Source organism: bacterium (assembly GCA_026708015.1).
Taxonomy (GTDB): domain Bacteria; phylum Actinomycetota; class Acidimicrobiia; order Acidimicrobiales; family Bin134; genus Poriferisocius.
The window spans coordinates 1-25,158 of the sequence record JAPOVT010000062.1; the positions used below are offsets into that span (position 1 = coordinate 1).

General features: G+C 62.9%; 29 protein-coding genes. 17 read left to right on the forward strand and 12 right to left on the reverse strand.

Translation table 11 applies throughout. The annotated features are described in order from the left end of the window. The coding region (locus OXG30_16025; protein MCY4136398.1) for a hypothetical protein at positions 1–189 on the reverse strand (189 nt) is incomplete at its 3' end. A gap of 106 nt (positions 190–295) precedes the next feature. On the opposite strand from OXG30_16025, the gene OXG30_16030 reads away from it, so the two are divergent. Together OXG30_16030 and OXG30_16035 are read left to right on the forward strand one after the other, a co-directional pair. After that, positions 296–1,972 carry a putative DNA binding domain-containing protein gene (locus OXG30_16030; protein ID MCY4136399.1) on the forward strand — a complete coding sequence of 559 codons (1,677 nt, stop codon included), beginning with the start codon at positions 296–298 and terminating at the stop codon, positions 1,970–1,972. A gap of 59 nt (positions 1,973–2,031) precedes the next feature. Beyond that, on the forward strand, positions 2,032–2,943 hold the full coding sequence (locus OXG30_16035) for a hypothetical protein (GenBank protein ID MCY4136400.1): 912 nt from the start codon (positions 2,032–2,034) through the stop codon (positions 2,941–2,943). On the opposite strand, the gene OXG30_16040 is transcribed toward OXG30_16035, so the two are convergent. Genes OXG30_16040 through OXG30_16050 form a run of 3 tightly spaced genes read right to left on the reverse strand, consistent with a single transcriptional unit; the run spans position 2,905 to position 6,082 of the window. Further along, positions 2,905–3,963, reverse strand: coding sequence for a putative DNA base hypermodification protein (locus OXG30_16040; GenBank protein MCY4136401.1), 1,059 nt, complete (start codon positions 3,961–3,963; stop codon positions 2,905–2,907). The genes OXG30_16035 and OXG30_16040 overlap by 39 nt on opposite strands. A gap of 53 nt (positions 3,964–4,016) precedes the next feature. Continuing rightward, positions 4,017–4,865, reverse strand: coding sequence for a hypothetical protein (locus OXG30_16045; GenBank protein MCY4136402.1), 849 nt, complete (start codon positions 4,863–4,865; stop codon positions 4,017–4,019). Beyond that, complete coding sequence (locus tag OXG30_16050; GenBank protein MCY4136403.1) at positions 4,865–6,082, reverse strand: toll/interleukin-1 receptor domain-containing protein; 1,218 nt, start codon at positions 6,080–6,082, stop codon at positions 4,865–4,867. The genes OXG30_16045 and OXG30_16050 overlap by 1 nt, the downstream gene beginning before the upstream one ends. A 72-nt stretch (positions 6,083–6,154) precedes the next feature. Between OXG30_16050 and OXG30_16055 the strand changes: the two genes are divergently transcribed. After that, positions 6,155–6,622 carry a TIR domain-containing protein gene (locus OXG30_16055; protein ID MCY4136404.1) on the forward strand — a complete coding sequence of 156 codons (468 nt, stop codon included), beginning with the start codon at positions 6,155–6,157 and terminating at the stop codon, positions 6,620–6,622. Positions 6,623–6,643: 21 nt separating this feature from the next. Then, on the forward strand, positions 6,644–7,231 hold the full coding sequence (locus tag OXG30_16060) for a hypothetical protein (GenBank protein ID MCY4136405.1): 588 nt from the start codon (positions 6,644–6,646) through the stop codon (positions 7,229–7,231). 21 nt (positions 7,232–7,252) lie between these two features. Here OXG30_16060 and OXG30_16065 read toward each other — a convergent pair whose 3' ends face one another. From OXG30_16065 to OXG30_16090, 6 genes are all read right to left on the reverse strand, one after another. Continuing rightward, positions 7,253–7,804 (reverse strand): hypothetical protein, encoded by a 552-nt coding sequence (locus OXG30_16065; GenBank protein ID MCY4136406.1) that lies wholly within the window; start codon positions 7,802–7,804, stop codon positions 7,253–7,255. Positions 7,805–7,885: 81 nt separating this feature from the next. Next, positions 7,886–9,070: a hypothetical protein gene (locus OXG30_16070; protein MCY4136407.1), complete on the reverse strand. Its 1,185-nt coding sequence runs from the start codon at positions 9,068–9,070 to the stop codon at positions 7,886–7,888. Then, a complete protein-coding gene (locus OXG30_16075; GenBank protein MCY4136408.1) occupies positions 9,067–10,146 on the reverse strand; it encodes an HTTM domain-containing protein in 1,080 nt (359 codons plus the stop codon). The genes OXG30_16070 and OXG30_16075 overlap by 4 nt, the downstream gene beginning before the upstream one ends. Then, entirely contained in the window at positions 10,143–10,637 is a 495-nt protein-coding gene (locus OXG30_16080) for a hypothetical protein (protein ID MCY4136409.1), read from the reverse strand. Before OXG30_16080 ends, OXG30_16075 begins: the two co-directional genes overlap by 4 nt. Continuing rightward, positions 10,621–11,169, reverse strand: a complete 549-nt coding sequence (locus tag OXG30_16085; protein ID MCY4136410.1) for a hypothetical protein — start codon at positions 11,167–11,169, stop codon at positions 10,621–10,623. The genes OXG30_16080 and OXG30_16085 overlap by 17 nt, the downstream gene beginning before the upstream one ends. A 116-nt stretch (positions 11,170–11,285) precedes the next feature. Beyond that, entirely contained in the window at positions 11,286–12,308 is a 1,023-nt protein-coding gene (locus OXG30_16090) for an LLM class F420-dependent oxidoreductase (GenBank protein ID MCY4136411.1), read from the reverse strand. Positions 12,309–12,415: 107 nt separating this feature from the next. Here OXG30_16090 and rpmB point away from each other — a divergent pair, with 107 nt between their 5' ends. From rpmB to OXG30_16110, 4 genes are all read left to right on the forward strand, one after another. After that, complete coding sequence (rpmB, locus tag OXG30_16095; GenBank protein MCY4136412.1) at positions 12,416–12,652, forward strand: 50S ribosomal protein L28; 237 nt, start codon at positions 12,416–12,418, stop codon at positions 12,650–12,652. Between the two features lie 55 nt (positions 12,653–12,707). Next, positions 12,708–12,878 carry a 50S ribosomal protein L33 gene (rpmG, locus tag OXG30_16100; protein ID MCY4136413.1) on the forward strand — a complete coding sequence of 57 codons (171 nt, stop codon included), beginning with the start codon at positions 12,708–12,710 and terminating at the stop codon, positions 12,876–12,878. Positions 12,879–13,024: 146 nt separating this feature from the next. Further along, positions 13,025–13,654, forward strand: a complete 630-nt coding sequence (locus tag OXG30_16105) for an HDIG domain-containing protein (GenBank protein MCY4136414.1) — start codon at positions 13,025–13,027, stop codon at positions 13,652–13,654. Between the two features lie 254 nt (positions 13,655–13,908). Further along, the gene (locus OXG30_16110; protein MCY4136415.1) at positions 13,909–15,351 is read left to right on the forward strand and encodes a hypothetical protein; all 1,443 of its coding nucleotides are present in this window, start codon (positions 13,909–13,911) and stop codon (positions 15,349–15,351) included. A gap of 27 nt (positions 15,352–15,378) precedes the next feature. Here the strand turns inward: OXG30_16110 and OXG30_16115 are convergent, their stop codons facing one another. Continuing rightward, entirely contained in the window at positions 15,379–16,173 is a 795-nt protein-coding gene (locus OXG30_16115; protein ID MCY4136416.1) for a hypothetical protein, read from the reverse strand. A gap of 39 nt (positions 16,174–16,212) precedes the next feature. Between OXG30_16115 and OXG30_16120 the strand changes: the two genes are divergently transcribed. Next, a complete protein-coding gene (locus OXG30_16120) occupies positions 16,213–17,382 on the forward strand; it encodes an acetyl-CoA acetyltransferase (GenBank protein ID MCY4136417.1) in 1,170 nt (389 codons plus the stop codon). Here the strand turns inward: OXG30_16120 and OXG30_16125 are convergent. After that, complete coding sequence (locus OXG30_16125) at positions 17,360–18,625, reverse strand: MFS transporter (GenBank protein ID MCY4136418.1); 1,266 nt, start codon at positions 18,623–18,625, stop codon at positions 17,360–17,362. The genes OXG30_16120 and OXG30_16125 overlap by 23 nt on opposite strands. A gap of 95 nt (positions 18,626–18,720) precedes the next feature. On the opposite strand from OXG30_16125, the gene OXG30_16130 reads away from it, so the two are divergent. The 8 genes from OXG30_16130 (at position 18,721) to OXG30_16165 (ending at position 25,129) form a co-directional block, all read left to right on the forward strand. Continuing rightward, positions 18,721–19,152 (forward strand): zinc ribbon domain-containing protein, encoded by a 432-nt coding sequence (locus tag OXG30_16130; protein MCY4136419.1) that lies wholly within the window; start codon positions 18,721–18,723, stop codon positions 19,150–19,152. A gap of 96 nt (positions 19,153–19,248) precedes the next feature. Then, entirely contained in the window at positions 19,249–19,710 is a 462-nt protein-coding gene (locus OXG30_16135) for a (2Fe-2S)-binding protein (protein ID MCY4136420.1), read from the forward strand. Next, entirely contained in the window at positions 19,707–20,531 is an 825-nt protein-coding gene (locus tag OXG30_16140) for a xanthine dehydrogenase family protein subunit M (GenBank protein MCY4136421.1), read from the forward strand. Before OXG30_16135 ends, OXG30_16140 begins: the two co-directional genes overlap by 4 nt. Positions 20,532–20,578: 47 nt before the next feature. Further along, positions 20,579–21,493 (forward strand): MoxR family ATPase, encoded by a 915-nt coding sequence (locus OXG30_16145; protein ID MCY4136422.1) that lies wholly within the window; start codon positions 20,579–20,581, stop codon positions 21,491–21,493. A 51-nt stretch (positions 21,494–21,544) separates the two neighbouring features. Further along, the gene (locus tag OXG30_16150) at positions 21,545–22,702 is read left to right on the forward strand and encodes a VWA domain-containing protein (protein MCY4136423.1); all 1,158 of its coding nucleotides are present in this window, start codon (positions 21,545–21,547) and stop codon (positions 22,700–22,702) included. Next, a complete protein-coding gene (locus OXG30_16155) occupies positions 22,699–23,013 on the forward strand; it encodes an XdhC family protein (protein ID MCY4136424.1) in 315 nt (104 codons plus the stop codon). The genes OXG30_16150 and OXG30_16155 overlap by 4 nt, the downstream gene beginning before the upstream one ends. 2 nt (positions 23,014–23,015) lie before the next feature. Next, complete coding sequence (locus OXG30_16160; protein MCY4136425.1) at positions 23,016–23,816, forward strand: XdhC/CoxI family protein; 801 nt, start codon at positions 23,016–23,018, stop codon at positions 23,814–23,816. Continuing rightward, entirely contained in the window at positions 23,813–25,129 is a 1,317-nt protein-coding gene (locus tag OXG30_16165) for a DUF3179 domain-containing (seleno)protein (GenBank protein MCY4136426.1), read from the forward strand. Before OXG30_16160 ends, OXG30_16165 begins: the two co-directional genes overlap by 4 nt. Positions 25,130–25,158: the final 29 nt, after the last annotated feature.

Here is a 25,158-nt window from a genome sequence, read left to right on the forward strand (position 1 = left end):
ATCAATGACATGGTTACCTCCTAATCGAGGTGACCGGCCAAAAGGGGGATGCTCACACCGATGAAACGTGCCCTCCGACACCCCCAGATGCCGGGCCACATCGCCCACCGACGCGCCCTCGCCCAACAGCCGATCAGCCTCGCGCAGCTTGCGCACAACCTGCTCGGGCGTGTGCCTACGCCCAGCCATACTCGTGATCCTCCTCCATCCAGCAATACCGGACAACGAACTCTCACAACAGGCAGACCAAACTCAGGGGGTCACGCCATGCTCGTCGCGGCCTCATGCGGTGCGGATGTGGGAGGCGCTGCGAGGCTACGCCAACAACCTGGGCTATGGCCTCGGAGTGCTGGTGGCGTTTTCGGGCGAGGTCGAAGGGATGACCGAGTCGAAGGCCAACGGTTTCCCAGAGTCACAGACCGCAGAGCAGTTTGACTCCAACGAGTGGCAGATCATGGTTGTGGCGGAGAAGTTCCAGACCGGCTTCGACCAGCCAAAGCTGGCTGCCATGTACGTGGACAAGACTCTCACAGGTTTGGCTGCGGTGCAGACCCTGTCCCGTCTCAATCGAATCCATCCCGACAAGTCGGGCACATTCGTGATCGACTTCGTGAACGACGCCCATCAGATCGGCGAGGAGTTCGCGGTGTACCACGGCAAGACCGTCGCACCGCCGACCGACCCCAATTTGTTGTTCGACACTCGCCGCGAGCTCGAGGGCTTCGGCGTCCTCGATGCCGGAGAGATAGAGCGGGCGGCGACGCTGCTCTTGGGGGAGGGCAACCACGCCCAAATTGACGCCGCCCTTCAGCCTGCCGCCGACCGGTTCAGAGCTTTGGATGATGATGCCCAGGCCGCATTTCGAGACTCGCTAACCCGATTTGTACGGGTCTACGGGTTCTTGTCACTGGTCGTGCCGTTCCGCAATCCTGAACTGGAGCGTGACTATCTATTCTGCCGGGCACTGGCAGCGCTCATTCGGGATCGGAACCCTGGTGAGAGCATCAACTTGGGCACGGAGGTGGAGCTCACCCATTTGCGACACGAGATCGCGTTCGAAGGCTCGATCTCGCTGCCCGACGGCGAGGGTGAGGTGACCACCATCTACTCAGGGACCGGGCCACTTAGCGACCCCGAGGAAGAACGGCTGTCCCAGATCATAGCCCGCCTCAACGAGCGCTTCGGTACTGACTGGACCGAAGAGGATCGCCTGGTGTTCGAGGCCGCAGCTGGTGATCTCGTGTCGGATGCCGAGATCCAAAACCAGGCAGTGAATAACGATGAGGACACATTCCGCACCCACATCTTCCCCGCGCGCTACGAAAATGCACTGCTGTCGCGGATCGATCGCAACAGCGATCTCATCTACGCCTACCTCGACAGCAGCGAACTCCAGGCCGAGGTCATGGACATTTTCGCCGTCAACGTCCAGAGGCGCGCCGCCGTCGCGAGGCAGCGGACTTGCCCCATTGGGGATCTGCTCGGACCGGATCGAGAGTCGCTGTTCTTGGAGTACAAGTCCACCCTCCGCTGGGACATCCGAGAACAGCGAAAGGGAGGTATCCCCGAAGATGCCGTGGTCAAGACCATTGCCGGTTTCGCCAACTCCGAGTATGGCGGCACACTCTTGGTTGGCGTGGCCGACGACGGCTTAGTCCACGGCCTGGAGGACGACTTCGCCACCTTCTCTCAACGCGGTGAGCGAGGTGACCAAGACCTGTGGGGCCAGCACCTGCAGAACCTCATCCGCAGCCGTCTTGGAGATGCAGTCTTCCCCCTCGTCTCCTGGGAGTTCCACACTGTAAACGGTGGTAAACTAGCCCGAATCAGCATCGACCCTTCAGACTTCCCAGTCTTTGAGCGCAGGGGTGAAGACGAGACCCTTTGGCTCAGAACCCCAACCTCAACAGTTTCTGTAACTGACCCTGAAGACAGAAACAGGATCATCGCTAGCCGCTGGGGCAGCTACTAATATCTGTCGGCTGAACTACACCGCCCAAAGGCGGTAAATCCAACTCCGGAGGGTTGGGCATGGATCTCAACGAATACAAGCAGCGCTCGGCCGAAACCGACCAGATGGATGACCAAGAGGAAGCTGTCAAGATCGCTCTATTTGGAATCGCTGGAGAAGCTGGATCCGTGGTTTCCGAAGCCAAGAGATGGTCGAGGGATAAAGGCCTCTCGCAAGGCCTTGAGGAAAACATGAAGGAGGAATTGGGGGACCTTCTTTGGTATATGGCTTCTTTGGCTCGCAGACTCAACATAGATCTTGATGAAGTTATGGAAGAAAATTTGAAGAAGACAAGAGAGCTTTGGTCTTCAGATATTGGAGCGGTTCCTGAATATGATGATCACGACTTTCCAAAACAGAAGTTTTTGCGAATCATGGAAGTAAAGTTCGTGGAAGAATATAACGGCCAAATGGCAATTGTGAGGATGGAGCCTCAAGGAGAGCTAGCTAGAAGAGCGCAGGAAGAAAGGGACAGGAAAGAAGGAATAAATCAACTGGGCGATGACCTAGACGATAATTCATCTATAGATGACGGTTACCGCTACCACGATATAATCCACTTGGCGCATGCTACCGTTTTGGGGTGGTCTCCTGTCCTACGAGCGTTGATGGGTGCGCAACGTCGAAATGTAGAAGACAAAGATCGTGTGGAGGATGGGGCAAGGGCGAAAGCAATAGAAGAAGGACTCGCAGCCTTTGTCTTCAACTATCTTGAGCCGTACGATTATGCTGTCGGGCATATTGACTGGAATTTGCTTAAACACGTCAGGCGTACCGTAATGGATCTGGAAGTGTCAACTCAGCCGGTTGCAGCATGGCGGAATGCCTATAGGCAAGCCTTCACCATTTTTTCTCAATTGAGAGACAACAAGGGAGGTCTCGTGAAGTGTGACCTAGACAAGCGTGAGCTGACCTTCCTCAATGAAGTCTAGGTCACAGAATAGTGACTCCTGAGTTCCGATGTCCTCAGGCAAAGCCGCATGCACAATATTCTCGTTGATGCCCCATTTTGGAGGGAACCAAGCCGTCATAGGGGATGGATCCGGTCGATAACGTTGCTTTATGCGCGTTCCCGGCGCAAATTCACTTAGTTCTGGCATTGCAACTCGTGTGTACTTGTCTACTTCGCAAAATAGGTTCTGAATGTCAATCAGTTGCAGGTCACGACCCCAGAGGCCGCCCCAAGGTAAGTCGCGTGTTTCAAATTCTTCATGTTGGTTCTCATGTGTCCATCGAATTAGGTCTTCATCAGAAAGGTCTCTAGTGTCAAGAAAGCACTTCCTAATTCCACGGATAGCCCCTGGTCCAGGTACAACAAATTCTTCTTCTGAATAATCTAGGTGGATTGAGTAATTTAGGTCAGAGATGAATTGGTAGGCTAGAAAGCTACCAATAGAGTCATATCGAAGGAGAATATTGTAGCCCTGTTCCATAGAAGGGGCTTCTTGAATGTGTCTGTGTGCTTCTTCGTCAATCATGGTTCGGAGAAGGTCCAAGTGCCTTATGTATTTGGGGCCAGGTGAAGATCTCGGCGGTGGCATGATGTAGGCCGCCGAATATATTGGTTGCTGATTCGCTAACTCCTCGAGCGCAGTATCAATCGCTCGATCGAATAGGGCATTAGAGTCAGGTTCTCCAACTTGTTCCAGCAGGTAGTTCCAAGTGTCAATTCGGTTAAAAATCTTGAACACTAGAGTGCGTGCGAAGGTGTCTAGCCAATTCCATTCCTGATTGTATTGAACGTGGGAGATTAGATATTGACTCACGCGATCGGATGCTCGGTAGGCATTCGTAAAGCGATTGACGGCTAGGATCGGATCGTCTGGTGGATTGGCCTCTAGAGTTCCAGATAATTTCTGGAAATAGATTTCTTGTCGTTTGGAAGCGAATCGCCAATATGCGTCGTAGCCGGATGTTGTCCTTGGCCGTTCATTAACTAGTGTGGATGTCATTCATTTGCCTCCAAGGGAATGTGCCATTTATAGGTAGTGAGGCTTTCACAAGATCAGTGTCCATTGCTGTGGACTGCTGAGAGCCCATTAACAATTATCGATGCAATTTCTTTAGGTCTATGCGTTGCGGAGAGTCTACGCAAGTCCAGTTCATCCAGGCCACAACACCGAATTGATGCATCACTCCTGTCTATGGCTGATCGTAATTCGTGGATCGACTTGTCTATTCTCTTGTCGTTTGGTCTTATTGGGAAGTTTGTTGGCGCCCAGTCAAGGCTGTCAATCTCAAGCGTCTTGGCAACCAGAGCGGCAGCACCGCCAAATCCTCCTACGACATATAGGGGTTGCTCTGCTTTGATGGAATTGATCGCTTCTTCGATGATGCCAGGCATACTGTCCTGAAAATTCTCGAGTTGTCCCCCCAAGATGACTCGCGCGTCGGTAATAGCGCAGAGGAATTGTCTCATCGCGCTGTAGCTTGAAGGAGCGCTGAGTCGGTCGTGCAGAGATTTAGGGAAGGACTTCTTGTCGATTTCGAGACCATCCGAGGTAAGGCGGATGACTCTTCCACGAGTTGCCAACATGTTGTTAAGGTTCTTGAGTTCCTCACGTGTGAGCTTTTCGTGCTCAGGGGCGGCTAGGCAGAGGGTTAGGGCTTCTGGACGGTCGCCGAAGCGTTCGACTTCATGTAGGAGGAACTGGGTATATCCGGGTGGCTTGATACGACCGCCATATACGAGTCCTCCGCTAAGGAGGAGAACAGATCGTGCAATCTCGGCCAGCGCTAATTCGGCATGACGGGGATGAAGGCCCAACGTCGGCATATCGGCGCTTTCGGATACTGAGATGCCTAGCCGGAGGCCGTCCAGCGCGTTAGATGGCCGAAGTGTTAGGTCCCCCATCAGAGGCCCCTACCGCCGCGATCCGCGTAGGTGCGAGGCGTCACGATTTCAACGGTAGCATTTGCGTTGACCAGGGTAAGCAACATTCGGATCAACTCCTCTTCCCGGGAACCAAGAGGCGGGTCAGGGTGCATGATTGTGATTTGGTAGCCGGCTGCGGTCTCCGGATGTTCAAGCAACCACGGAATCAGGGTTGCGGGCTCAGGAGCTTCGGGTGGGGCCCAATCGACGCCAAGCAAGAGCAGCTCATCCTGCTGGCATGCCCAGAGGGAGTAGCGGAGTGCCCTGTCGACGAGCAGGTTAAGAGCAGTATCAATGCTCTTGTTCTTCTCATCCTCGTCACCGTGTTGATAGCCCACGACAGGGACATGATCCATAAGGAAAGATCCACGTTCTTCAGCAAGGCGAGTAGCGCTCAGTGTGACGATCGGCCTACCGGCCTGCTTGGCCCCCCTGAATTCCCGCTGGCACCAGTCACGTCCTGCGTAGAGGTCGGTTCGAAGGGCTAGCAGGATATTGGAAGCTGCGCTGCGATCAAGTTCATCATCGGCGTCGGAACCAGGCTGTATGTCGGACTCGTCGAAGAACTCCTGGAGATGGGTTCTGGCAATTCTGATGCGCACGCGGTCTATGAGGTCGCGAACCCAGTCGGCGACTTCGCCCTGGGAGTGCCTCTTGGTGTGGCTGATGAAGACGGTGAGCCGCTCACCTAGAGGTCCTCCGATATTCTGAGCGATTTGCTGGGAGAGTTCTCGACACAGAACCGCGGTGTCATTGGTACTGGAGGGAGGTAGTGCTTGGATGCCAGCAAGCACGTCTCCGAGTTGGCCGTCTCTCCTCCAATCCTCCATCTGAGCAGGGAAGACCCAGACGTTGTCGGAATGGCCTCTAGCCACAGCGATATCAGACAGATAGTCCCGCCATCCGGAGGATGGATTTTCGACGGCCCTCTGAAGCTCGACTCCTATCAACAGTACGAACGCGGTGAACATCGGTGTGGCAAGGGCGTGAGGGTCAGGCTCAACAGGAGGAACGGGCCGCGGGGCGTCGGTATCAGGTCCCCAAGATGCTGATCTGGTGTATACCTCGACAGAACCGTCAACTAGTCCGACATAGGGGGTACCATGAAAGTGCTCGATCAGTTCGCGAGCGATCTCATCGCCTTCGATGTCATCAGGGTGCCAGACGACGTAGATGTCAAGCACAGACGGCGGCATGAAGGCACATTACAGTAAATTTCATACAACATGGCAAGGCCGACGAACGGCCATGGGCATCAGGAGAAACCAATGAGTGAGGTTCACAACGTATTTGTAGCGCACCGGCATGAGGACGATGGCCTTGTGAGCGCCCTCAAATCCCTCTTGGAGGGGAGAGGGGTCGAAGTCCGGGACGCGTCGATTACGAGCGACAAGCCGAATCAGGCAAGCAATCCGGACTACATCAAGCAAGAAATTCTCGCCCCTAACATCAAGTGGGCCGGAAAGGTGATCGTACTTATTACGCCAGACACTAAGAACCATGACTGGGTCGACTGGGAAATCGAGTATGCACAGAAGGCCAACAAGCTGATAATTGGCGTTTGGGCACACGGCCATGCGGGATGCGAAATGCCTGAACCACTTGAGAATTCTGCGGATGCGGTGGTTGGATGGGATGCAGACAAGATCATACGAGCGCTAAATGGTGAGCAGATTAGCGAGAATTCAGATGGTACCCCGAGAGGAAATCAACCGGTAACGCGGATTGATTGTTGACACTTGGATCTCTTCGTATACGTGGTGCGCCACGATATTGGCTTTGCCCCAAACCCATTTTACGGCTACTGCACGTTAGCGACTTGTAAGCCAAAAGTGCGCAAGGCTGCAAAGTTGGACGACTGGATTGCCGGTGTTGGCTCAAAGCAGAAAAACCAAGATGGTAAATTGGTCTATGCCATGCAGGTTGAGGAAGCCATGTGTTTTGATGACTATTGGAACGATTTCCGATTTGCGCAGAAGCGTCCATTCCGGCCAGGCAGCGTAAAGCAGCGTTATGGTGACAACATTTATCATCACAAGTCTGGAGGGAGTGGCTGGATTCAGGAGGATGGACGCCACAGCCTTGAGGACGGAAGTCCGAACTGGAGTCACGTCAAGAAGGACACCAATCCACCGAGAGTTCTTATCTCACGCAAATTCGTCTATTTTGGAAATCAGGCAATTGACCTACCAGAGCAGTTTCTGACTGAAGAAAATCGTCGTCTATTTGTCGGTATGAGAGATTTCCATCGCAACTTTCCAAGTGAAGTGCAGGATGCCTTCATCGAATGGGTAGATGAACTGTGCGAAGACGGTGGTATAAGAGGTAAACCGCTTGACTGGTAGCCAAACCCAAGTCTGCGGGACTTAGATGGTTTGGGTGCCGTCGACGCCGAGGGCGATGGCGAGGACGATGGCGATGCCGCCGAGGAGGCGGGCGGTGACCGAGAGCAGGGGGGTGGGGACGGCTCGGAACCAGAGCAGGGCGGCGGTGACCAATGCGGCCAGCACCACGCCGGCCATGGTGCGGAGGGTGCCGTCGTGGGCGGCGGTGGCCAGCACCACAGCGACGAGCTGGGGGGTGAACAGCACGGTCAGGGCGATGAGCGCCACTTGGGTTCCGGCCCGGGGCTCGTCGTGGACGGGGTGGTCGGGCCACACCATCCATCGGAGTCCGGCAACGGCGAAGGGCACCGCCGTGGCCAGCCGCCAGGTGCCCGTGGTCACCGACAGGCCGTCGAGGATGGGATCGGCCAGCGCAGCGATCACCCACAGCGCGCCCACCGCGGCAACCACGGCTAGCGCCACTCGGGGGCGCCACTGATCCCGGTTGGAGGGCCGCCAGGCAACGCTTAGCGCGCCTGCGGCCGGGTTGGCTGCGGCCAGCACCATCAACATCACCGGTCCGAGTCCGCTCATGCCAACTTCCCTTTCGTGTCAATGGACTTTTCAATCGAATCGGTTGACGACAATCCGAGTCCGCTCATGGTCTTTCTGCTTTCATGGCTTGTTTCCTCCCAAATCGAATCGGTAATCAGCCATCAGCAGGCCGGAGATGGCGTGCTGCTGGTCGTCCACCCGTGTTTGATCGTCGTAGTACCAAGCGCCGTCGGTTTCTTGGGCTTCGGCCAAGCGGGCCGCGCCGCACTCCAGCCGATCCCGCAGCGGGGCGTCGGCGAGGCGGGGCTCGTTGAGCCACAGCCACTCCAGGGCGCCCAGCCCCTCCAGGATGGTCCCGTAGCCGCCGCCGCGGGGCATGGGCAGATGGGATATCTTGGCCACGCCCTCCCGCTGGGCGTCCCAGCGGATCATCTGGCCGAATCGCCCGGCCAAGCGCTCGGCGTAAGCCAGGTGGTGGTCTTCCAAGCCCCACTCGGCCGTCTCGCCCAAGGTGTAGGCCGCCCACTGGTCGGGCCATGGCGGGGGCCATAGCTCCTCCATCTCATCCCGCTCGGTGGCGAGATAGTCCATGATGGCCCACACCGGGGTGTCCCAACCCTCGCCGGGGAAGGTCTCGTGCAGCAGGGCCAAACCCCAGGCAGCCTCGCCAGTGGCGAAGCGAGACCTGATCTCAGGGGTCGGAGCTCCTGTTTTGGGGTCCCAGAAGTTGAGCATTCCGCCGTCGGGCAACTGCTGGCCTACCAGGAACCGGCCCAGCGCACGCATCTCGTCGTCGTAGCTTGAATCATCGGTGAGGATGCGCCGATGGGCCAGCGACACCAGCGTCAGAGCGGCCGTTCCCGTTTTCACCGGACCTCGGGGCGACAGCGCCGGTCCCATGCCTCCGTTGCCGGTGTCCACCGCCCGCTCCAGCAGGTAGTTCATGCCCCGGTCGGCGGCTTCCACCACCTGGTGGTTGCTGCCCTGCTGCACGATGGCCAGCTGGTAGAGCGACATGGTGCCCCCGGCGTGGCGGACCAGGTTGTACCCCGGTTTAGCGGACTCGATTCGGCGGTCGTACTCGTACAGATACCGCCCGCTGGACTCCTGGGTGCGGACCATCCAGTCGGCCCCGGCGTCGATAGATGCTTGTCCGTCGCCGGGGGAATAGACCGGGCACACCTCGGGCGCGGCCAGCGTCACTCGCAGCAGCGCCGCCATAACCACCCACACCACCGCCCAGGCGATAAGCCGGCGGGTGGCCCTACTGGACGGCAGCCGACGCAGTGACGATAAAGCGCTCATGGGTACCGCCAGAACCGGGAGAACAGGAAGGTGGCCGGCAGCCGGGTCCGCACGAACTGGCGGGTCTCTCGCCCTTCCAGCACGGTGCCGTCGCGATTCACCATGCGCCACGATGCCCCCGGCACCACGGTGATGTCGAACCGGGCCGTCCAGTCGAACCACCAAACCCAGCGGCTCGGAGTAACCAAGGTGCGGTCGCGTGTGGAAGGGGTGGTCCAGATGGCCAGGGCCCCGATGGCGATCACGCTGAACACCTCCACTTGGGCGCTCACCTCGATGCCCACGTGAAAGGCCACTGCCACCCACACCGCGGCCAGCCGGGTGCGGCGGAACCAAATCCCGAAAGCGATGATCAGCTCGGTGGCCACCGCCACCGGCGATAGCACCCACTGGAAGGCCCGGGCGGTCAGCACTTCGAGGATGGGGTCGCTCAGCGTGTCCCCCAGCACCTCCCGGGCATCGTCTTGGTAGCGCAAGATGCGGTCGTGCATCACCCGTCCGCCCACCCAGTCGAGATCGATCAGCTTGGAGAACCCCGAGGCGAAGTAGATGGCGGCGGCCTCGAACCGAAGCAGCCACACCGGCCATAAAAGCGCTCGATCATCAGGGGGCGGCCGGCGGCGGGCATCCAGCGACAGCACCCGACCGTTGTCGCACAGCGCCACCCCGGCCAACAGGATGATGAGAAAGGCCCGGTTGTGGCGGAAGTGGGTCTCCGACAAGAAGAAGTTGTAGGCCACCACCGCCAACGTCACCCAGGTGGCGGTTCGGGACCACAGGCCCACGGTCATCAGCACCGCAGCGGCCACGCCGACCCACAGCAGCGCCACGTACAGCCCGGCGGGGGCATTGGGTACCCACGGCCACCACTTCTGCTGGAAAACGTCGAGGTAGGTGGTGCCGTCGAGGGCGTCGGCTAGAAACGGACGCAAGTGCCAGATGACCGACGGACCCAACACGATGCGCACGATGGCCACGGATCGCACGCTGGCCGGCTGGTCGAATACCTCGTCCAGCCACCGCCGGCACCTCGCCCGCCAATCGGCGGTCGTCGAAACAGGGGCCGTGGCCGTCATGGGCCGCTCAACTCCCGGTCGTGGCTGCGGATCACCGTGACATAGGGGCCGCGGGCGTTGCGGAAGTAGGTGACGGTGGCCTCGAGATAGAGGGTCTCAGTGTCGTTGGGGGTGTTGTCGGCCATCCAGTCCAGGGCATGGTCCAAGTAGTCCACCACTGCGTCCACCCCGGAAAAGGCGTGGCGCTGGCGCCATGGCCCTTGCAATGCCCGCCAGCCGATCAGATCGTCCCAGTCGTAGCCCTCCCAGCGCCCGTAGGGAACGTCCAACCGCTCGCCGTCGGGCAGCACCCGCACTAGTTCCACCGCATAGGTGCTCGACTCGTTGAACGGCTGGAAGGCGAAGTAGTTGTGCGGGTCCCGGTAGCCGTTGGCCACCAGCCCCAATTGCACCACCACGATGGCGGCCGCAAACCACCGCGCACCCCGCTGGCGCCACAGGGGTCGGGGCGGCGCGGTCGCTTCTAGGTCAGCGTCAGCCGCCGCTGCCATACCTCTGCTTGTAGGCCTCCAGATCAGGCGGTAGGCGGTCGCGCTTGAGTTCGGCGAAGTTGTCGTAGGCGGTGAGCCACCGCACATGGCGCCACAGCTCCACTGCTTCTTCGGTGGTCGCCGCCGGGTTGGAGATCACCGGGCCGAACAGGGCCGGGCCTTGTCCGCCATCTAGACGAATAGTGGGGACCCCGAAGCTGCGGGTTTCGTCGCGCAAGATGGTGTGCTCGGACTTCAACGTCTCCCAGGTGCTGTCGTCGGCCAGGGCGTCGTCCACCAAGCTGGCGTCGAAGCCGGCATCCACCGCAGCGGCTCGGATGGTGTCGAGTTCGTCCACCGACTCCACCAAATCGAACGCCCGGTGGCCGATGGCCTGGTAGTAGGCGCCGATGCCGTCGTTGCCGCCCACCTCGCGGGCCTTCACCGCGGTACGCAGCGAGCGCACCCCCACCCCTCGGTCGGGGTCGAACTCGTCCATGGGCTTGTCGAAGTTGACGATGGCCAACGAGAACAGGCCCCAGGTGACGCTCACCTCACCGGCGTCTTCAATCTGACGAACCCAACGGGCCGTCTGCCAGCACCATGGTCAAAGTGGGTCGAAGTAGAACGTGATCGGCTCAGTCATGGGGTCATTATTCCAGTCTTCGGCTAGCCGAGGATGACCTCGGCGATGGTACGGAGTTCGTCGGCGGATCGGGCACCCACGTTGATGCCAGTCACCGGGCTCTCCTCCCAGGCCGCCAGCCGGTCGCGGATCCGCTCCGGCGACCCCACCAGAGAGATCTCGTCGGCGAACTGGTCGGGCACCGCGGTGATGGCCTCCTCCCGGCGGCCCTCGAAAAACAGGTCTTGGATGTGGTAGGCCTCCTCCTCGAACCCCATCCGGGCCATGAGCTTGGTGTGGTAGTTCTGGCCCTTGGCCCCCATGCCCCCGATGTAGAAGCCCAGCGAGGCCTTGGTTGGAAACAGCGCCTCGGCCAGTTCTTCGTCGGAGTCGCCGGTGACCTTGATCGTGGTGTGAACGGTGATCTCAAAGTCATCTGAACGTCCGGCGATCGACTCGGCGTATACCTCGGGACGGAACGGGGAGTAGTACAGCGGCAGCCAGCCGTCGGCGATCTCCACGGTCTGGGCGATGTTCTTGGGACCCTCAGCGCCGATGAATATGGGGATGTCGGCCCGGGGGGGATGGGTCATGATTTTGAGCGGCTTGCCCAGGCCAGTATCGCCCTCGCCCCGGTAGGGGTGGTTGTAGTAGTCGCCCTCGAAGGTCAGGTAGCCGTCGCGGGCGAACACCCGCCGCAGGATCTCCACATACTCCCGGGTACGGGCCAGGGGGCGGTTGCCGGGCTGGCCGTACCATCCCTCCACCACTTGAGGGCCGGACACGCCCAAGCCCAGGATGAGCCGTTGATTGGACAGGTGGTCGGCGGTCACCGCGTGCATGGCTGTAGCGGTGGGGGTGCGGGCGGCCAGCTGCACGATTCCGGTGCCCAGGCGGATGCGCTCAGTGTGGGCGGCCAACCACACCAGGGGTGAAAATGCGTCGGAGCCCCACGACTCCGCCGTCCACACCGAGTCGTAGCCCAGCCGCTCTGCCTCTTGGGTGAGCGGCACGAACCCCTCGGGCATCCCGCGGCTCCAATATCCCCAGACCAGTCCGAGATTCATGGCGGCGACCCTATCCCGACCGACTTCAGAGATCGTTGTCGAGATCAGGGGCGACTGCGCCTATCCGCTTGCCGGTGGCGGTGGCCGGGCCGGTAACATGGTTCCCTATGTCCAAGGTCTGCCAGGTGACCGGTCGTCGCCCGTCGTTCGGCAATAACGTGTCCCACTCGCACCGCAAGACGCGGCGCCGGTGGAACCCGAACGTCCACAAGCACCGCTTCTGGGTGCCGTCGGAGAAGCGGTGGATCACCCTCAATGTGTCGGCCAAAGGTCTCAAAACCATCAACAAGCACGGCATCGACAAAGTGGTGGCCCAGATGCGCCAGCGCGGGGAGAAGTTCTGATTGCGATGGCTATCCAAAGAAGCGGCCAATCGCCAGAGTCGAATCCAGAGAGAGTCTGATTTCCATGGCTAGCGACAAGCGTCCCATCATCAAGCTGAAGTCCACGGCGGGAACCGGCTACACCTACGTGACCACCAAGAACCGGATCAACGATCGAGAGCGGATCGAGCTCAAGAAGTACGACCCGGTGGCCCGCAAGCATGTGGTGTTCAAGGAGGAGCGGTAGCCACCACCGTCGACGAGCGCAGGGAGCTCCTGACAGCCGCGCTGCTGGCCGAGGACCCTACCCCGCCGCTGTGGCATCTGGTTGACTCCGGCCTCGCCGACGAGATCGTCCCCGAACTGCCCGCGCTCCGCCTGGAGCAAGACCCGATCCACCGCCACAAAGACGTGTTGGCCCACACCATCGCGGTGGTGGCCAAGACCCGCGCTGATCTGGTTTTGCGGTTGGCCACGCTGTTCCACGACGTGGGCAAGCCCCGCACCCGCTCTTATGAGCGGGGAACGGTCACCTTCTACCACCACGAGGCGGTGGGGGCTCGTATGACCCGCAAGCGGCTCACCGAGCTGGGCTACCCCGAACAGGTGGTGGACGACGTGAGCGAGCTGGTGCGGCTGTCGGGCCGGTTCAAGGGATACGCCGATGGCTGGAGCGATGCCGCGGTGCGCCGCTACGCCCGAGAGGCCGGCCCCCTGCTGGGCTACTTGAACGAGCTGGTGAGAGCCGACTGCACCACCCGCAACCGCCAGAAGGCCGCCGATCTCCAGCACCATGTCGACGATCTCGAAGCCCGGATTGCCCGACTGGCCGAAGAGGGGCGCCGAGAGGCCGAGCGGCCCTTGATCGACGGCAACGAGGTGATGGAGCGCTATGGAATCGGCCCCGGCCCCGAGGTGGGCGCGGCGCTGAAGTTCCTCTTGGAGATGAAGCGGTCCGAACCCGACCTGGACCGGCCCGCAACCGAGGCCCGACTCGACGCTTGGTGGGCTGAGAACCGCTAAATCCCCTGGTCAGGCGGTGACATAAAAGTAGGCGGTGGTCGGGCTAGCCTCCGATTGGGAGTTGTCAATTGCCCGGTCGATTCGTTGTTGTATTGGCAGTCTTGCTGCTGGTGGCGTCCTGCTCTGAAAGCTCGGTGGACGTACCAGATTCTCAGCCAACTGGCGCTGCTGAGGCTCCAGCTGCCACCGAGTCGAGCCCTACCCCCACAGCATCCCCCACGCCGACCCCTGAGTCCACGCCGACGCCGACTCCCATGCCAACCCCTGAGCCCACTTCGACCCCGGTGCCCACGCCGATCTCTGAACCCACGCCGACCCCTGAGCCTGAACGCGATTGTTCCCCTCTGATCCCCGACGATCTTCAGATATCCCACACGTCTCTGGCGGCGACCAGTATCGAGATATCGCAGGCCATCCATAGCTGCGCCCACGAGGTTGGCCTAGCGTTCGCCGACGATCCCGCGGCGATTGCCACACTGATGTCCCGCGGGATTCGAGGACCGCTGCTACTCGTTGGTCCGTGGTTCGATCTCCCATTGATGGGCGAGCTTGGGCGTCTTGCTCCAGAGCGCATCGTGACGGCCGGATTCGAGACACAGACGCTTCGCTATGCCCTGGCCGACTTCGCCTTCGAACAGATCGCTGTCGACCAGCAGGCGATATTTTCGTCTGAAGGGCTGTCCAGTGGCCGCGTGTGGCTTGTCGACAATGCCCAACAGGCCGTGCCATTGGCGGCCCTCGGCCAGCAGATCGGCGTTGGGGTGTTCGCCTTGTCCGGCGATCTCCGAGCCCTGTCCCCCGAGATTCGGCGGATGATCTCCAGCGCCTCCGAGGTGGAATCGCTCTCAGAATTCGACGACGATGCCATCTGGCAACTGGAAGTGATCCGACGGGGCCATGAACTGCCCGGTGGTGGCCTGCTCCTGTTCGGTGCCGGCTTCAACCGCCGTTTGGTGGCGATGTACGGCCACCCGTCGGGACCAGGTCTCGGAGTGCTGGGAGAACAGGGTCCTGATGAAGGCGTCGAACGCCTCCAATCCATCGCCGAGGGCTACGACGCCGATGGTTCAATGGTGCTGCCCACCTTCGAGATTATCGCCACCGTTGCATCTGCCGGCCCCGGCGACGACGGGGACTATTCGGCTGAGACCACCCGGGAGGTGATCAGGCCCTGGGTCGAGATAGCGGCCGCCAACGACATGTACGTGGTGCTGGACTTACAGCCGGGGCGAACCGACTACCTCACTCAGGCCAAGATCTACGAAGAGTTCCTGCGCCTGCCCCATGTCGGTCTCGCGCTGGACCCCGAGTGGAGGCTCAAGCCAAGCGAAGTTCATTTGCGCCAGATCGGCACGGTCGATGCGGCGGAGATCAACCAGGTTGTCAAGTGGCTAGCCGGAATTGTCCGTGAGGAAGCCCTTCCCCAGAAGCTGCTGATACTCCACCAGTTCCGGTTGCAGATGATCACCAATCGCCATCTGGTTGAGACTCCTCCAGAGCTGGCGGTGTTGATCCACATGGATGGTCAGGGTCCGGTTCGAGACAAGATCAACACCTGGAACCTGTTGACCAGCCGGGCCGATGTCAACCAGTTCTATTGGGGTTGGAAGAACTTCTACGACGAGGACTTCACCATCGCAACCCCGGATCAAGTACTAGAACTAACACCCACGCCATTGTTCGTTTCGTTCCAGTAGGGCCGGAGCCAGGCTGTAAATAGATCGCTAGAGCTGGTCGACGTAGGTGTCGGTGCCCACCACCGTCTTGTGGAACGGGCCGGCCCAGCAGACGTTGGCCAGACCAGAGCCGTTGACGGCGTCCACGTACGATGCGAACGAGTCCCAACAGCCATCGGGCTGCTCATCGCAGAAAAAGATCTGGAGGGTGCGGGCCTCGGTGCCCGTGCCCGAGCCCAGGTCCATGGGGGAGTTGGAGGTGATCTCGTCGCGCTGGCGGGGCTTCCAAGTGGAGCCGATGGCCACCGGCGATCCGGCCATCATCTCGGGCATGGCGGTGTCCCTCAGGAAGTCGTGCAGGTCGTTCTCGCTCACCCCGTCGGCCCTGTCCATGGCCACCACTCCGATGCCGGCGTAGCCGTGATCGAGGGCCAGCTCCAGGGGCACCGGGTCGCCATCGCGGTAGGCGGCCCAGCCCACGTCGGCCAAGATGGTGTGGCGGTGGGTGCGCTCGGCGAATCCCCGGTCGTTGGTGTACAGCCAGTGAACCTGGTCGCCGGCCCACTTCCAGTGCTCCTCGTCGTGGCCGTCGAGCACCCAGTACACGGCGAGGAATGAGCCGTCGCCGGCCTGCGACACTTCGCCGCTGCCGTCGGTGAAGCGCATGTCCTTGAGCGCCCGGGGGGCCACCCAGCGGGAACCGGCGAACATCCAGGGGCCGATCATGCACCCGGCGTAGAAGTGGTCTCGCTCGTACCAGCGGTTGTACTCCTTCTCGTGGCCCGGATTGGGGTCCACCAGGGTGAAGAGCATGCTGCCAACGTGGATGGGATAGTCGTTCACGCCGCCTGAAGATAGCCGTTGCGCTCTAGTGTCGGCATGGTGAGCAGCCATCCATTCCGCGACAAGACCGCGATCTCGGGAATCGGCATCACCGAGTTGTCCAAGAACTCGTGGGTGAGCACCCTTACGCTGGCGCTGCGAGCGATCATGGCTGCCATCGACGACGCCGGGCTCCGCCGGGAGGACATCGATGGAGTGGCCTGCCACCAGGTGCAGGACTCCATCACCGCTTCCATCGTGGCCCAGTGCCTGGGGGTGGACGACCTGTCGTGGTTCTGCGACCAGTTCGGCGGCGGCTCCACCTCCCACTCCGTGGTGGGCCAAGCCGCCAATGCCGCGGCACTGGGCCATGCCCGCCACATCGTGGTGTGGCGCTCCATCAACGCCCGATCCGAGCACCGCATGGGCGGCACCGGCCGACCGCCGCCGGCCATCGTGGAGACCCAGTACCAGCACCCCATCGGCTGGGTGACCCCACCGCAGTGGTATGCCATGTTCGCCCGCTCCCACATGAGCCGCTGGGGAACAACCTCTGAGGACTTGGGGCGTATCGCCGTCCAGCAACGGGCCAACGCCATCCACAACGAGCGGGCCATGATGCGGGCGCCCATGACCATGGACGACTATCTGGCCTCCCGCTGGATCGTGGAGCCATTCCGGCTGTTCGACTGCTGCCTGGAGACCGATGCCGCTGCCGCGGTGGTGATCACCACCGCAGAGCGGGCCCGGGATCTGCGCCAGCCCCCGGTGCTGATATCAGGAATGACTTGGGGCGGCGGCCACATGATGCACAGCAACCGGGTGCAGGCCGACTGGACCACCTCCGTCGCGGCGAAAATGGCTCGTCGGTTGTACGAGATGGCCGGGGTCGGCCCCGACGATGTTCAGTACGCGTCCCTCTATGACGCCTTCACCCACCTGGTGCTGGTCCAGGTGGAGGACTACGGGTTCGCCCCCAAGGGCGAGGCGGCGGCGTTCATCGCCGAGGGTGGAACCGCTCCCGGTGGCCGCATTCCGGTGAACACCCATGGCGGATTTCTGTCTGAGGGCTATGTCCACGGCCTCAACAATCTGCATGAGGCAGTCCGCCAGGTCCGGGGCACCGCCGGGAGCTTCCAAGTGCCCGACGCCGAGGTGGCCCTGTCCACCGGCCAGCCCGGCTATGTGGCCGGCAACTCCTCGGCCATCATCCTGCGCCGCGATAGCTGACCGGCTTCTCTTGTTCCTGGCGTGCGGCATACCAGGCCGCCCCCGCCGCGGCCACCAGCAGCAGGGCGCTGAGTCCTGCCCAATGGCTTAGCGAGTGAAAGCCGAAGTGCTCCATGGCCACGCCTGAGGACAAACCGGCGACCGCCCCGCCGCCGGTCATCAATAGGTCGGCGCCTCCCTGCATCTCCACCCGTTGGGCTACTGGAAACGCGGCGGTGAGCAGCGCGCTCCCCGCGATCAGCCCGAAGCTCCAACCCAAGCCCACCAGCAGGAGGCCGGCGAACATCCCAGCGCTGTCCTCGGCGCTGTTGTGCGCCGCGGTCTCCGCGCCGATGCACAGGATCACCCCACCCAGTCCGACCATGAGGTAAGGGCCGATTCGGTCGACCAGCCAGCCCACAATGGGCGAGAAGGCGAACATCCCGATGACGTGTACTGAGATCACCCAGCCGATCACCCGAAGATGGTGGTCGCCGTTGTCCATGTGCAGCGGGGTCATGGTCATCACCCCTACCATCACCGCCTGCCCGGTGAGCATGGCGATCACTGCCAGCCGGGCGGCGGGAACAGTGGCGATGCGGCGCCCCACCACCCGCAGCGGTGCTGGCCGAGCCGTGGCTTGGCCCACCGTGCCCAGCACTTCCAGTGGGTCCGGGCGGAGCCACACATGGGTGACCGTGAGCCCGATGACGAAAAGGAGCATTCCCAGCAGATAGGGGCCGGACAGCTCCGGCAGCCCGAAGAACTCAGCCACCGCCGAAGCAGGACCCAGCGCGACGGTTGGCCCGAGAGCCGCGCCGAACGTCGTCGACCACACCAGCATTCCGATTGCCCGGGCTCGGCGGTCGTCGGGAGCCAGGTCGGCCGAGGCGAATCGGGCCGCCAAGTTGGTGGCGTTGCCCGCGCCGATGCCGATGATCCCCACCACCAACAGCGGATAGAAGTCGGCCACCGCGGCCAAGAAGGCGAGGGTGGCACCGACGGTTCCTATCGACCACCCCGCTACCAATCCCCGGCGCCGGCCCAGGCGGGCCATCCGGCGAGCCAAGGGGACGGTCATCGCCACGCTGCCCACCTGCATCATGGCGGCGGCCACCCCGGCCAGCGTCTCGCTGTCGGTGATCTCCTTGGCCAGCACCGCGGCGGCCGCGAATCCCGATGCCATGGCCGCTGAAGTGGGAACCACTGAGGCCATCAGCGTTCGAGACGCCCGCTGGTAGGCCGCTGTTCGCTCTTCCGTCATGTCAGTGCAACTGGGGTCTTCAACGTCCTAATGAGAAGTTCCCTTTTCGGAGTTCTTGCTTGGCTTCGGCTCACTCTAGTGACAGTCTGAAGGCGATGACCGCCGTCGACCGCCCGGCCGACCAGGCCCCCAAGCCCCGGCCCTATCCCGAGCGGGACTCGGCACCGTGGTGGGAGCGGATCAACCAGCACTGCTTCGAATTGCAGCGCTGCGACGGGTGCGGAGCGTGGCGGTGGCCTCCCCGGGCCATGTGCGGGCGCTGCGCCTCCTTTGAGTACACCTGGACGCCGCTGTCGGGCCGGGCCACGGTGGAGAGCTGGGTGGTGAACCACCACGCTTTCCTGCCGGGGTTCGCCTCCCCCTACACCGTGGTGCTGGGCCGACTAGACGAACAAGACGACCTGTGCCTGCCCGCCACCTGGCAAGGCGCCGATGAGCCCGCCGATGGCCAGCCCCTCGAAGTGGCCTTCGAAGACCACATCGACGACGAAGGCCCCTTCACCCTCCTCGCCTGGCGCCCAGCTTGAGCTTCAGGGGTGCAAAGGCTTGTCGCTCGGGGTGACCTAAGCGGGGGTGGTTGTACTAGATTTCTCGCGGACCCGGAAGACGATTAGGGAGATGCCGTGGAAGTAACGGTCACCATAAACGGGGGCAGCCACACCCACGATGTGGAGCCGCGCACGCTGCTGGTTCACTACATCCGCGACGTAGTTGGCCTCACCGGCACCAACATCGGGTGCGACACCTCCTCGTGCGGCGCCTGCACCATCCATGTGAACGGCGAGTCGGTGAAATCCTGCACCATGCTGGCCGTGCAGGCCGACGGCCAGGACCTCTTGACCATCGAGGGCCTGGCCGACGGCGACGTGCTCCATCCCATGCAGGAGTCGTTCCGCCAGTGCCACGCCCTCCAGTGCGGCTATTGCACGCCGGGCATGGTCATGGCCGCCGTCTCGCTGCTGGATGAGAATCCCGACCCCACCGAGCGGGAAGTCCGCATCGGGCTCGAGGGCAACCTCTGCCGCTGCACCGGGTACCACAACATCGTCAAAGCTGTTCTGCACTGCGCGGAGGCCTCGTCATGATTCCTGCGGCATTCGACTACATCCGGGCCGGATCGGCCGACGAAGCGCTGGCCGCGCTGGCCGAGCACGGCGACGAGGCCAAGCTGCTGGCCGGGGGTCATTCCCTGCTGCCGCTGATGAAGCTGCGCTTGTCTACCCCCGCGGTGCTGGTGGACATCGGCCGCCTCGACGACCTCAGCTACATCAACGACGCCGGCGACCACCTGGCCATCGGCGCCCTCACCCGCCACCGCGACGTGGAGACCAGCGAGCTGGTTCAGTCGCAAGCCGGGCTTTTGGCCGAGGCCACCAGCCATGTGGGCGACCCCCAGGTGCGCCACCGCGGCACCATCGGCGGCTCCATCGCCCACGGCGATCCCGCGTCCGACCTGCCGTCGGTGATGCTGGCCATGCGGGCTACCCTGGTGGCCCGGGGACCGGGCGGCGAGCGGGAGATCGCCATAGACGACTTCTTCACCGGTTTCCTGGAGACCGCTCTGGGCGACGACGAACTGCTCACTGAGATCCGGGTGCCCAAGATGCCCGATGCCACGTGGGGCTTTCAGAAGTTCAACCGCCGGGCCCAAGACTGGGCCATCGTGGGCGTTTCGGCCATCGTGAACAACGGCAACTCCGGCGTGGGCCTGGTGAACATGGACAGCATCCCTGTCCGGGCCGCCGGTGTGGAAGCCGCCCTAGCCGGAGGCGCGTCGGCCTCCGACGCTGCCGAAGCAGCGGCCGAGGGCACCAACCCGCCATCTGACCTGAACGCCGGCCCCGAGTACCGCGAGCATCTCGCCCGGGTGCTCACCCGCCGGGCGCTCGAAGCCGCTGGACGCTAACGCCCAGCCTTTGGGCCCTCAGCCTTCTTCGGCCGCCGAGGTGGGCTATGAGTTCTGAGCCCGTAACGGCTGCCGAAGTGGCCGTCGGGCTGGCGGGCTGTGACTACCTGGCCGACGAGGGGTTGGCCACCGCTGTGTTCTTGGCCATGACCCTGAACCGCCCCCTGCTCTTGGAGGGCGAACCAGGCGTGGGCAAGACCGAGACGGCTAATGCCCTGGCGGCGTGGACCGGCGGCGAGCTGATCCGCCTCCAGTGTTATGAGGGCATCGACGTAGCCCAGGCGGTGTACGAGTGGGACTACTCCCGCCAGCTCTTGCACTTGCGCACAGCAGAGGCCACCGGAGGTGCCACCCGGGAGACGGCCGACGCCCTGGAAGACGAACTGTACTCCGAGCGTTTTCTCATCAGGCGCCCCCTGCTGCGGGCCATCGCCGCCACCGAGGGTCCGCCGCCGGTGCTGTTGATCGACGAGGTCGACCGGGCCGATGACGAGTTCGAGGCATTCTTGCTGGAGATCCTGTCGGACTACGCGGTGACCGTCCCCGAGATCGGCCGGTTTGCGGCGACCACTCCGCCCCGGGTGATCATCACCTCCAACCGCACCCGCGACGTCCATGATGCCCTCAAGCGGCGCTGCCTATACCACTGGGTGGAGCATCCCGGCTTCGACCGGGAGGTGGCCATCATCGGCCGGCGAGCGCCTGGGGTGAGCGAGCCGTTGGCCCGGCAGGTGGCCGCGGCGGTGGCTGCCTTTCGGGAGCTGGGTTTGTACAAGCCGCCCGGCGTGGCCGAGAGCATCGACTGGAGCCTGGCCTTGGGCCGCCTCGGTGCCGCCGAGCTGACGCCTGAAATCACCCAGGCCAGCCTGGGATCGGTGCTCAAGTATCGGGAAGACCAGCAGCGGGTGGTCGACCAGGGCATCGCCGGTCTGATCGATCAGGCCATCGCCCGGGCCGGATGAGTACCGACCTTCAGGCCATGCTGTCGCTGATCGCCGTACCCGCCATCGCCCGTGCAGGCTGACGAGATCGCGGTCGGCTTCGTAAATGCGCTGAGGGGCGCGGGCATCGACGTGGCCGTGGGATCGTCGGTGAACTACTACCAGGCGCTCGGCGCGGTGGGGGTGAAGCAGCGCAGTTCGGTGTACTGGGCCGGCCGGGCCACCCTGGTTACCGAGCCCGATGACATCGGGCTCTACGACAAGATCTTCGATGCCTATTACGGCGGACAGCAGCTGGTGGCCACCCCAGTGATGGAGGTGACCCAGCCCATCACCCTGGTGGTGGACGACGACGGCGACGACGAAGCCGAAGAAGACGGGGACGACGAAGACCCCGGCTATCCCTCCCTCACGCTGCGGTGGAGCCGACATGAGGTGCTGAGCGACAAAGACTTCGCACGCTTCACCGACGACGAGCTCGACGAGGCCCACCGGCTCATGGCCGCCATGGCCCGTATTGGCGGCACCCGCCGGTCACGCCGCCGGCGCCGCACTCACCGCACCGCCGGCCCCCCCGAATTGCGCCGCACCGTGCGGGCCGCCATTCGCAGCGGTGGGGAGCCGGTGCGTCGCTGGTACACCGAGCCGGGTGAGCGGCTGCGCCGGGTAGTGCTGCTGCTGGACATTTCCGGGTCGATGGAGTCGTACGCCCGGGCCCTCATCCGATTCGTCCACGCCGCGGTGGTGGGCCGCCGCCGGGTGGAGGTGTTCACCATCGGCACCCGACTCACCCGCATTACCCGGGAGCTGTCATCGCGCGACCCCGACCGGGCGCTGGATGCGGCGACCGAAGCGGTGAGCGACTGGTCGGGCGGCACTCGCCTGGGCGACACCTTGGCCGAATTCAATGAACTATGGGGCATCCGGGGCATGGCCCGAGGTGCCACCGTGGTCATATTGAGCGATGGCTGGGATAGGGGCAGTCCTGAGGTGATGGCCGAGCAGATGGCCCGATTGCAGCGGGTGACCCATAGACTCGTGTGGGTGAATCCGCTGAAGGCCACCCCCGGCTACCAGCCGCTAGCCCAGGGCATGGCCGCGGCCTTGCCCTACGTCGATGACTTCATCGAAGGCCACTCGTTGCGCTCTCTAGAGCGTTTGGCCGATGTGCTGGCCGACGACGGGGCCCCGGCCGATGCTCGCCTCATGATCGGAGCAGGCGCAGAATGAAGGAAATCCTGTCCGATTTGGACGCTTGGCGGGCCGAAGGCCGGCAGGTGGCGCTGGCTCGGGTGGTCAACGTGGAGGGCTCTGGCCCCCGCGACCCCGGCGCGGCCATGGCAGTCAGCGACAACGGCGACGTGATCGGGTCGGTGTCGGGCGGATGCGTGGAGGGCGCGGTGGTAGTCGAGGCCCTCGACATCCTCGAGAGCGGTGAGCGGCGCATGGTCAGCTTCGGCTACAGCGATGACGAGGCGTTTGCGGTGGGGCTCACCTGCGGGGGCACCATCCACCTGTTCATCGAGCCGTTGGACTGGTAGCGGTGTCCGAACTCTACGAACGGCTGCGAGAAGCCATAGTCGACGAGCGCCCGGTGGCGCTGGCCACCGTTATCGAGGGCCACAACGCCGGGGCCAAGCTGGTGGTAGAGCCCGACGGCGACATCATCGGCACCCTGGGCCATCCCGAGTTGGACCGGATCGTGAGCCGGGACGCGGTGGGGGAACTGGCCGCCGGCCGCACCGGCGTGCGCCACTACGGCGCCGAAGGGCAAGCCCGAGAGACCGACGTGTCGGTGTTCATCGAGTCGTTCTCGCCGCCCCCGATCATGCTCGTTTTCGGTGCGGTGGATTTCACCGCCGCGCTGGCTCGATCCGGCAAGCTGCTGGGGTTCAACGTGATCGTGGCCGACGCCCGCTCGGTATTCGCCACCGTCAAGCGGTTCCCCATGGCCGACCGGGTGATGGTGGCCTGGCCCGATGAGGTGTTCGACGCCTACGGCGACCGGCTCGGTCCCCACGATGCGGTTTGCATCCTCACCCACGACCCCAAGTTCGACGTGCCCGCCGTGCAGCGGGCAGTGGCCACCGATGTGGGCTACATCGGGGTCATGGGGAGCCGCCGCACCCACGCCACCCGTCTGGAGCGATTGCATGAGGTGGGTGTGGACCAGAAGGGGATCGACCGGCTTATGGCCCCCATCGGGTTGGACATCGGCTCTCGCACCCCTGAAGAGACCGCCATTTCGGTATGCGCCGAGATCATTGCCAACCGCACCGGCCATAGCGCTCCCTCGCTGCGCGACAGCGAAGGCCCCATCCACCGCCCAACTGCTGACGAATGAGACGCCTCGCCGCGCTGTTGGCGGCGGTGCTGGCACTCTCGGCCTGTGGCAGTTCCGATCCAGCCGCCGAACCCACGGCTGCTCCGGTAGCGCCGACACCCACCGAGGTTGTCGACGCAACCGAGGTTTCCGAACCCACCGCGGTGTCCGCCCCCGCGTCCACATCGGCGGATTCCGCCAGTCCCGTAGCCACGCCTGCACCGATTCCTGCCCTGCCCACACCCCAAGTGATCACCGGCGGCGAAGGGCCCACCGGGGATCTGGCCCGGGTGACGGCAGATTGGGCCACAGATTTCTCCACCCGCACCATCGACCTCGACGAGCTGCGGATCGGCATCAAGGTGATCCCCATCCGCGACCGCATACCGCCCATCGACAACCCTGAATTCGCCCCGGCATCGGAGGCTGGTTGGTCGGATCCCGAGCCCGGCCTGCTGCTGGTGATGGGGGATACCGCCCGCTTTTATCCGCTGGCCATGCTCATCGTTCATGAGATCGTCAACGACGAAATCGAGAGCCGCCCGGTGCTGGTCACCTATTGCCCGCTGTGCAACAGCGCTTTGGTGTTCGATCCGGTGGTCGATGGCCAGCGGTTGCGGTTCGGCACTTCTGGGCTGCTGCGCAACAGCGACCTGGTGATGTGGGACGATGCCACCGAGTCTCTATGGCAGCAGATCGGCGGCGAGGGTTTGGTGGGGGCCTACGCCGGCCGTCGCCTGGATGTCATCCCGTCGGCCATCGTGCCGTGGGGCGACTTCAAGACCGGCTATCCCGATGGGGTGGTGTTGGCCCCGCCCGGTAGTCCCGCGAGCCGCTACGGCCGCAATCCCTATGTGCAGTACACCTCTCGGTCGGCGCCCTTTCCGGGTTTCTTCGACTCCACAATTCTCGACGACCGCTACCCCGCCCTAGAGCGCACTGTCGGAGTGACGGTGAACGGCCATGACAAGGCCTACCCGTTCAGCGTGGTGCAGACCAACGGGGCGGTGAACGACACCGTGGCCGGGGTTCCGGTGGTGGTGCTTTGGTCGCCGGGCACCGCCGATGCGCTGGATTCCCCTGTTACCGCCGAAGGGGTGGATGTGGGAGCGGCGTTGGCCTTTGACCGGCGGGTGGACGGCGAGTCGTTGGAATTCGCCCCGGCTGGCGACGGCCGGTTCACCGATGACCGCACGGGATCGACCTGGAACGTACTCGGACAAGCGGTCGGCGGCGAGCTGACCGGCGCCCGGCTAGAGCCGGTGGTGCACACCAACGAATTCTGGTTCGCCTGGGCTGCGTTCCACCCCAATGGCGAGGTCTTCGGGCCGTGACGGTTGAGCCCAACCTGATCGAGTTGGTG

What these genes read in the sequence shown, in the direction of transcription:
- OXG30_16030 (MCY4136399.1), top strand. Translation starts at nt 296, where the DNA reads ATGTGGGAGGCGCTGCGAGGCTACGCCAACAACCTGGGCTATGGCCTC.
- OXG30_16035 (MCY4136400.1), top strand. Translation starts at nt 2,032, where the DNA reads ATGGATCTCAACGAATACAAGCAGCGCTCGGCCGAAACCGACCAGATG.
- OXG30_16040 (MCY4136401.1), bottom strand. Translation starts at nt 3,963, where the DNA reads ATGACATCCACACTAGTTAATGAACGGCCAAGGACAACATCCGGCTAC.
- OXG30_16045 (MCY4136402.1), bottom strand. Translation starts at nt 4,865, where the DNA reads ATGGGGGACCTAACACTTCGGCCATCTAACGCGCTGGACGGCCTCCGG.
- OXG30_16050 (MCY4136403.1), bottom strand. Translation starts at nt 6,082, where the DNA reads ATGCCGCCGTCTGTGCTTGACATCTACGTCGTCTGGCACCCTGATGAC.
- OXG30_16055 (MCY4136404.1), top strand. Translation starts at nt 6,155, where the DNA reads ATGAGTGAGGTTCACAACGTATTTGTAGCGCACCGGCATGAGGACGAT.
- OXG30_16065 (MCY4136406.1), bottom strand. Translation starts at nt 7,804, where the DNA reads ATGAGCGGACTCGGACCGGTGATGTTGATGGTGCTGGCCGCAGCCAAC.
- OXG30_16070 (MCY4136407.1), bottom strand. Translation starts at nt 9,070, where the DNA reads ATGAGCGCTTTATCGTCACTGCGTCGGCTGCCGTCCAGTAGGGCCACC.
- OXG30_16075 (MCY4136408.1), bottom strand. Translation starts at nt 10,146, where the DNA reads ATGACGGCCACGGCCCCTGTTTCGACGACCGCCGATTGGCGGGCGAGG.
- OXG30_16080 (MCY4136409.1), bottom strand. Translation starts at nt 10,637, where the DNA reads ATGGCAGCGGCGGCTGACGCTGACCTAGAAGCGACCGCGCCGCCCCGA.
- OXG30_16090 (MCY4136411.1), bottom strand. Translation starts at nt 12,308, where the DNA reads ATGAATCTCGGACTGGTCTGGGGATATTGGAGCCGCGGGATGCCCGAG.
- rpmB (MCY4136412.1), top strand. Translation starts at nt 12,416, where the DNA reads ATGTCCAAGGTCTGCCAGGTGACCGGTCGTCGCCCGTCGTTCGGCAAT.
- OXG30_16110 (MCY4136415.1), top strand. Translation starts at nt 13,909, where the DNA reads ATGCCAACCCCTGAGCCCACTTCGACCCCGGTGCCCACGCCGATCTCT.
- OXG30_16125 (MCY4136418.1), bottom strand. Translation starts at nt 18,625, where the DNA reads ATGACGGAAGAGCGAACAGCGGCCTACCAGCGGGCGTCTCGAACGCTG.
- OXG30_16130 (MCY4136419.1), top strand. Translation starts at nt 18,721, where the DNA reads ATGACCGCCGTCGACCGCCCGGCCGACCAGGCCCCCAAGCCCCGGCCC.
- OXG30_16140 (MCY4136421.1), top strand. Translation starts at nt 19,707, where the DNA reads ATGATTCCTGCGGCATTCGACTACATCCGGGCCGGATCGGCCGACGAA.
- OXG30_16145 (MCY4136422.1), top strand. Translation starts at nt 20,579, where the DNA reads ATGAGTTCTGAGCCCGTAACGGCTGCCGAAGTGGCCGTCGGGCTGGCG.
- OXG30_16155 (MCY4136424.1), top strand. Translation starts at nt 22,699, where the DNA reads ATGAAGGAAATCCTGTCCGATTTGGACGCTTGGCGGGCCGAAGGCCGG.
- OXG30_16165 (MCY4136426.1), top strand. Translation starts at nt 23,813, where the DNA reads ATGAGACGCCTCGCCGCGCTGTTGGCGGCGGTGCTGGCACTCTCGGCC.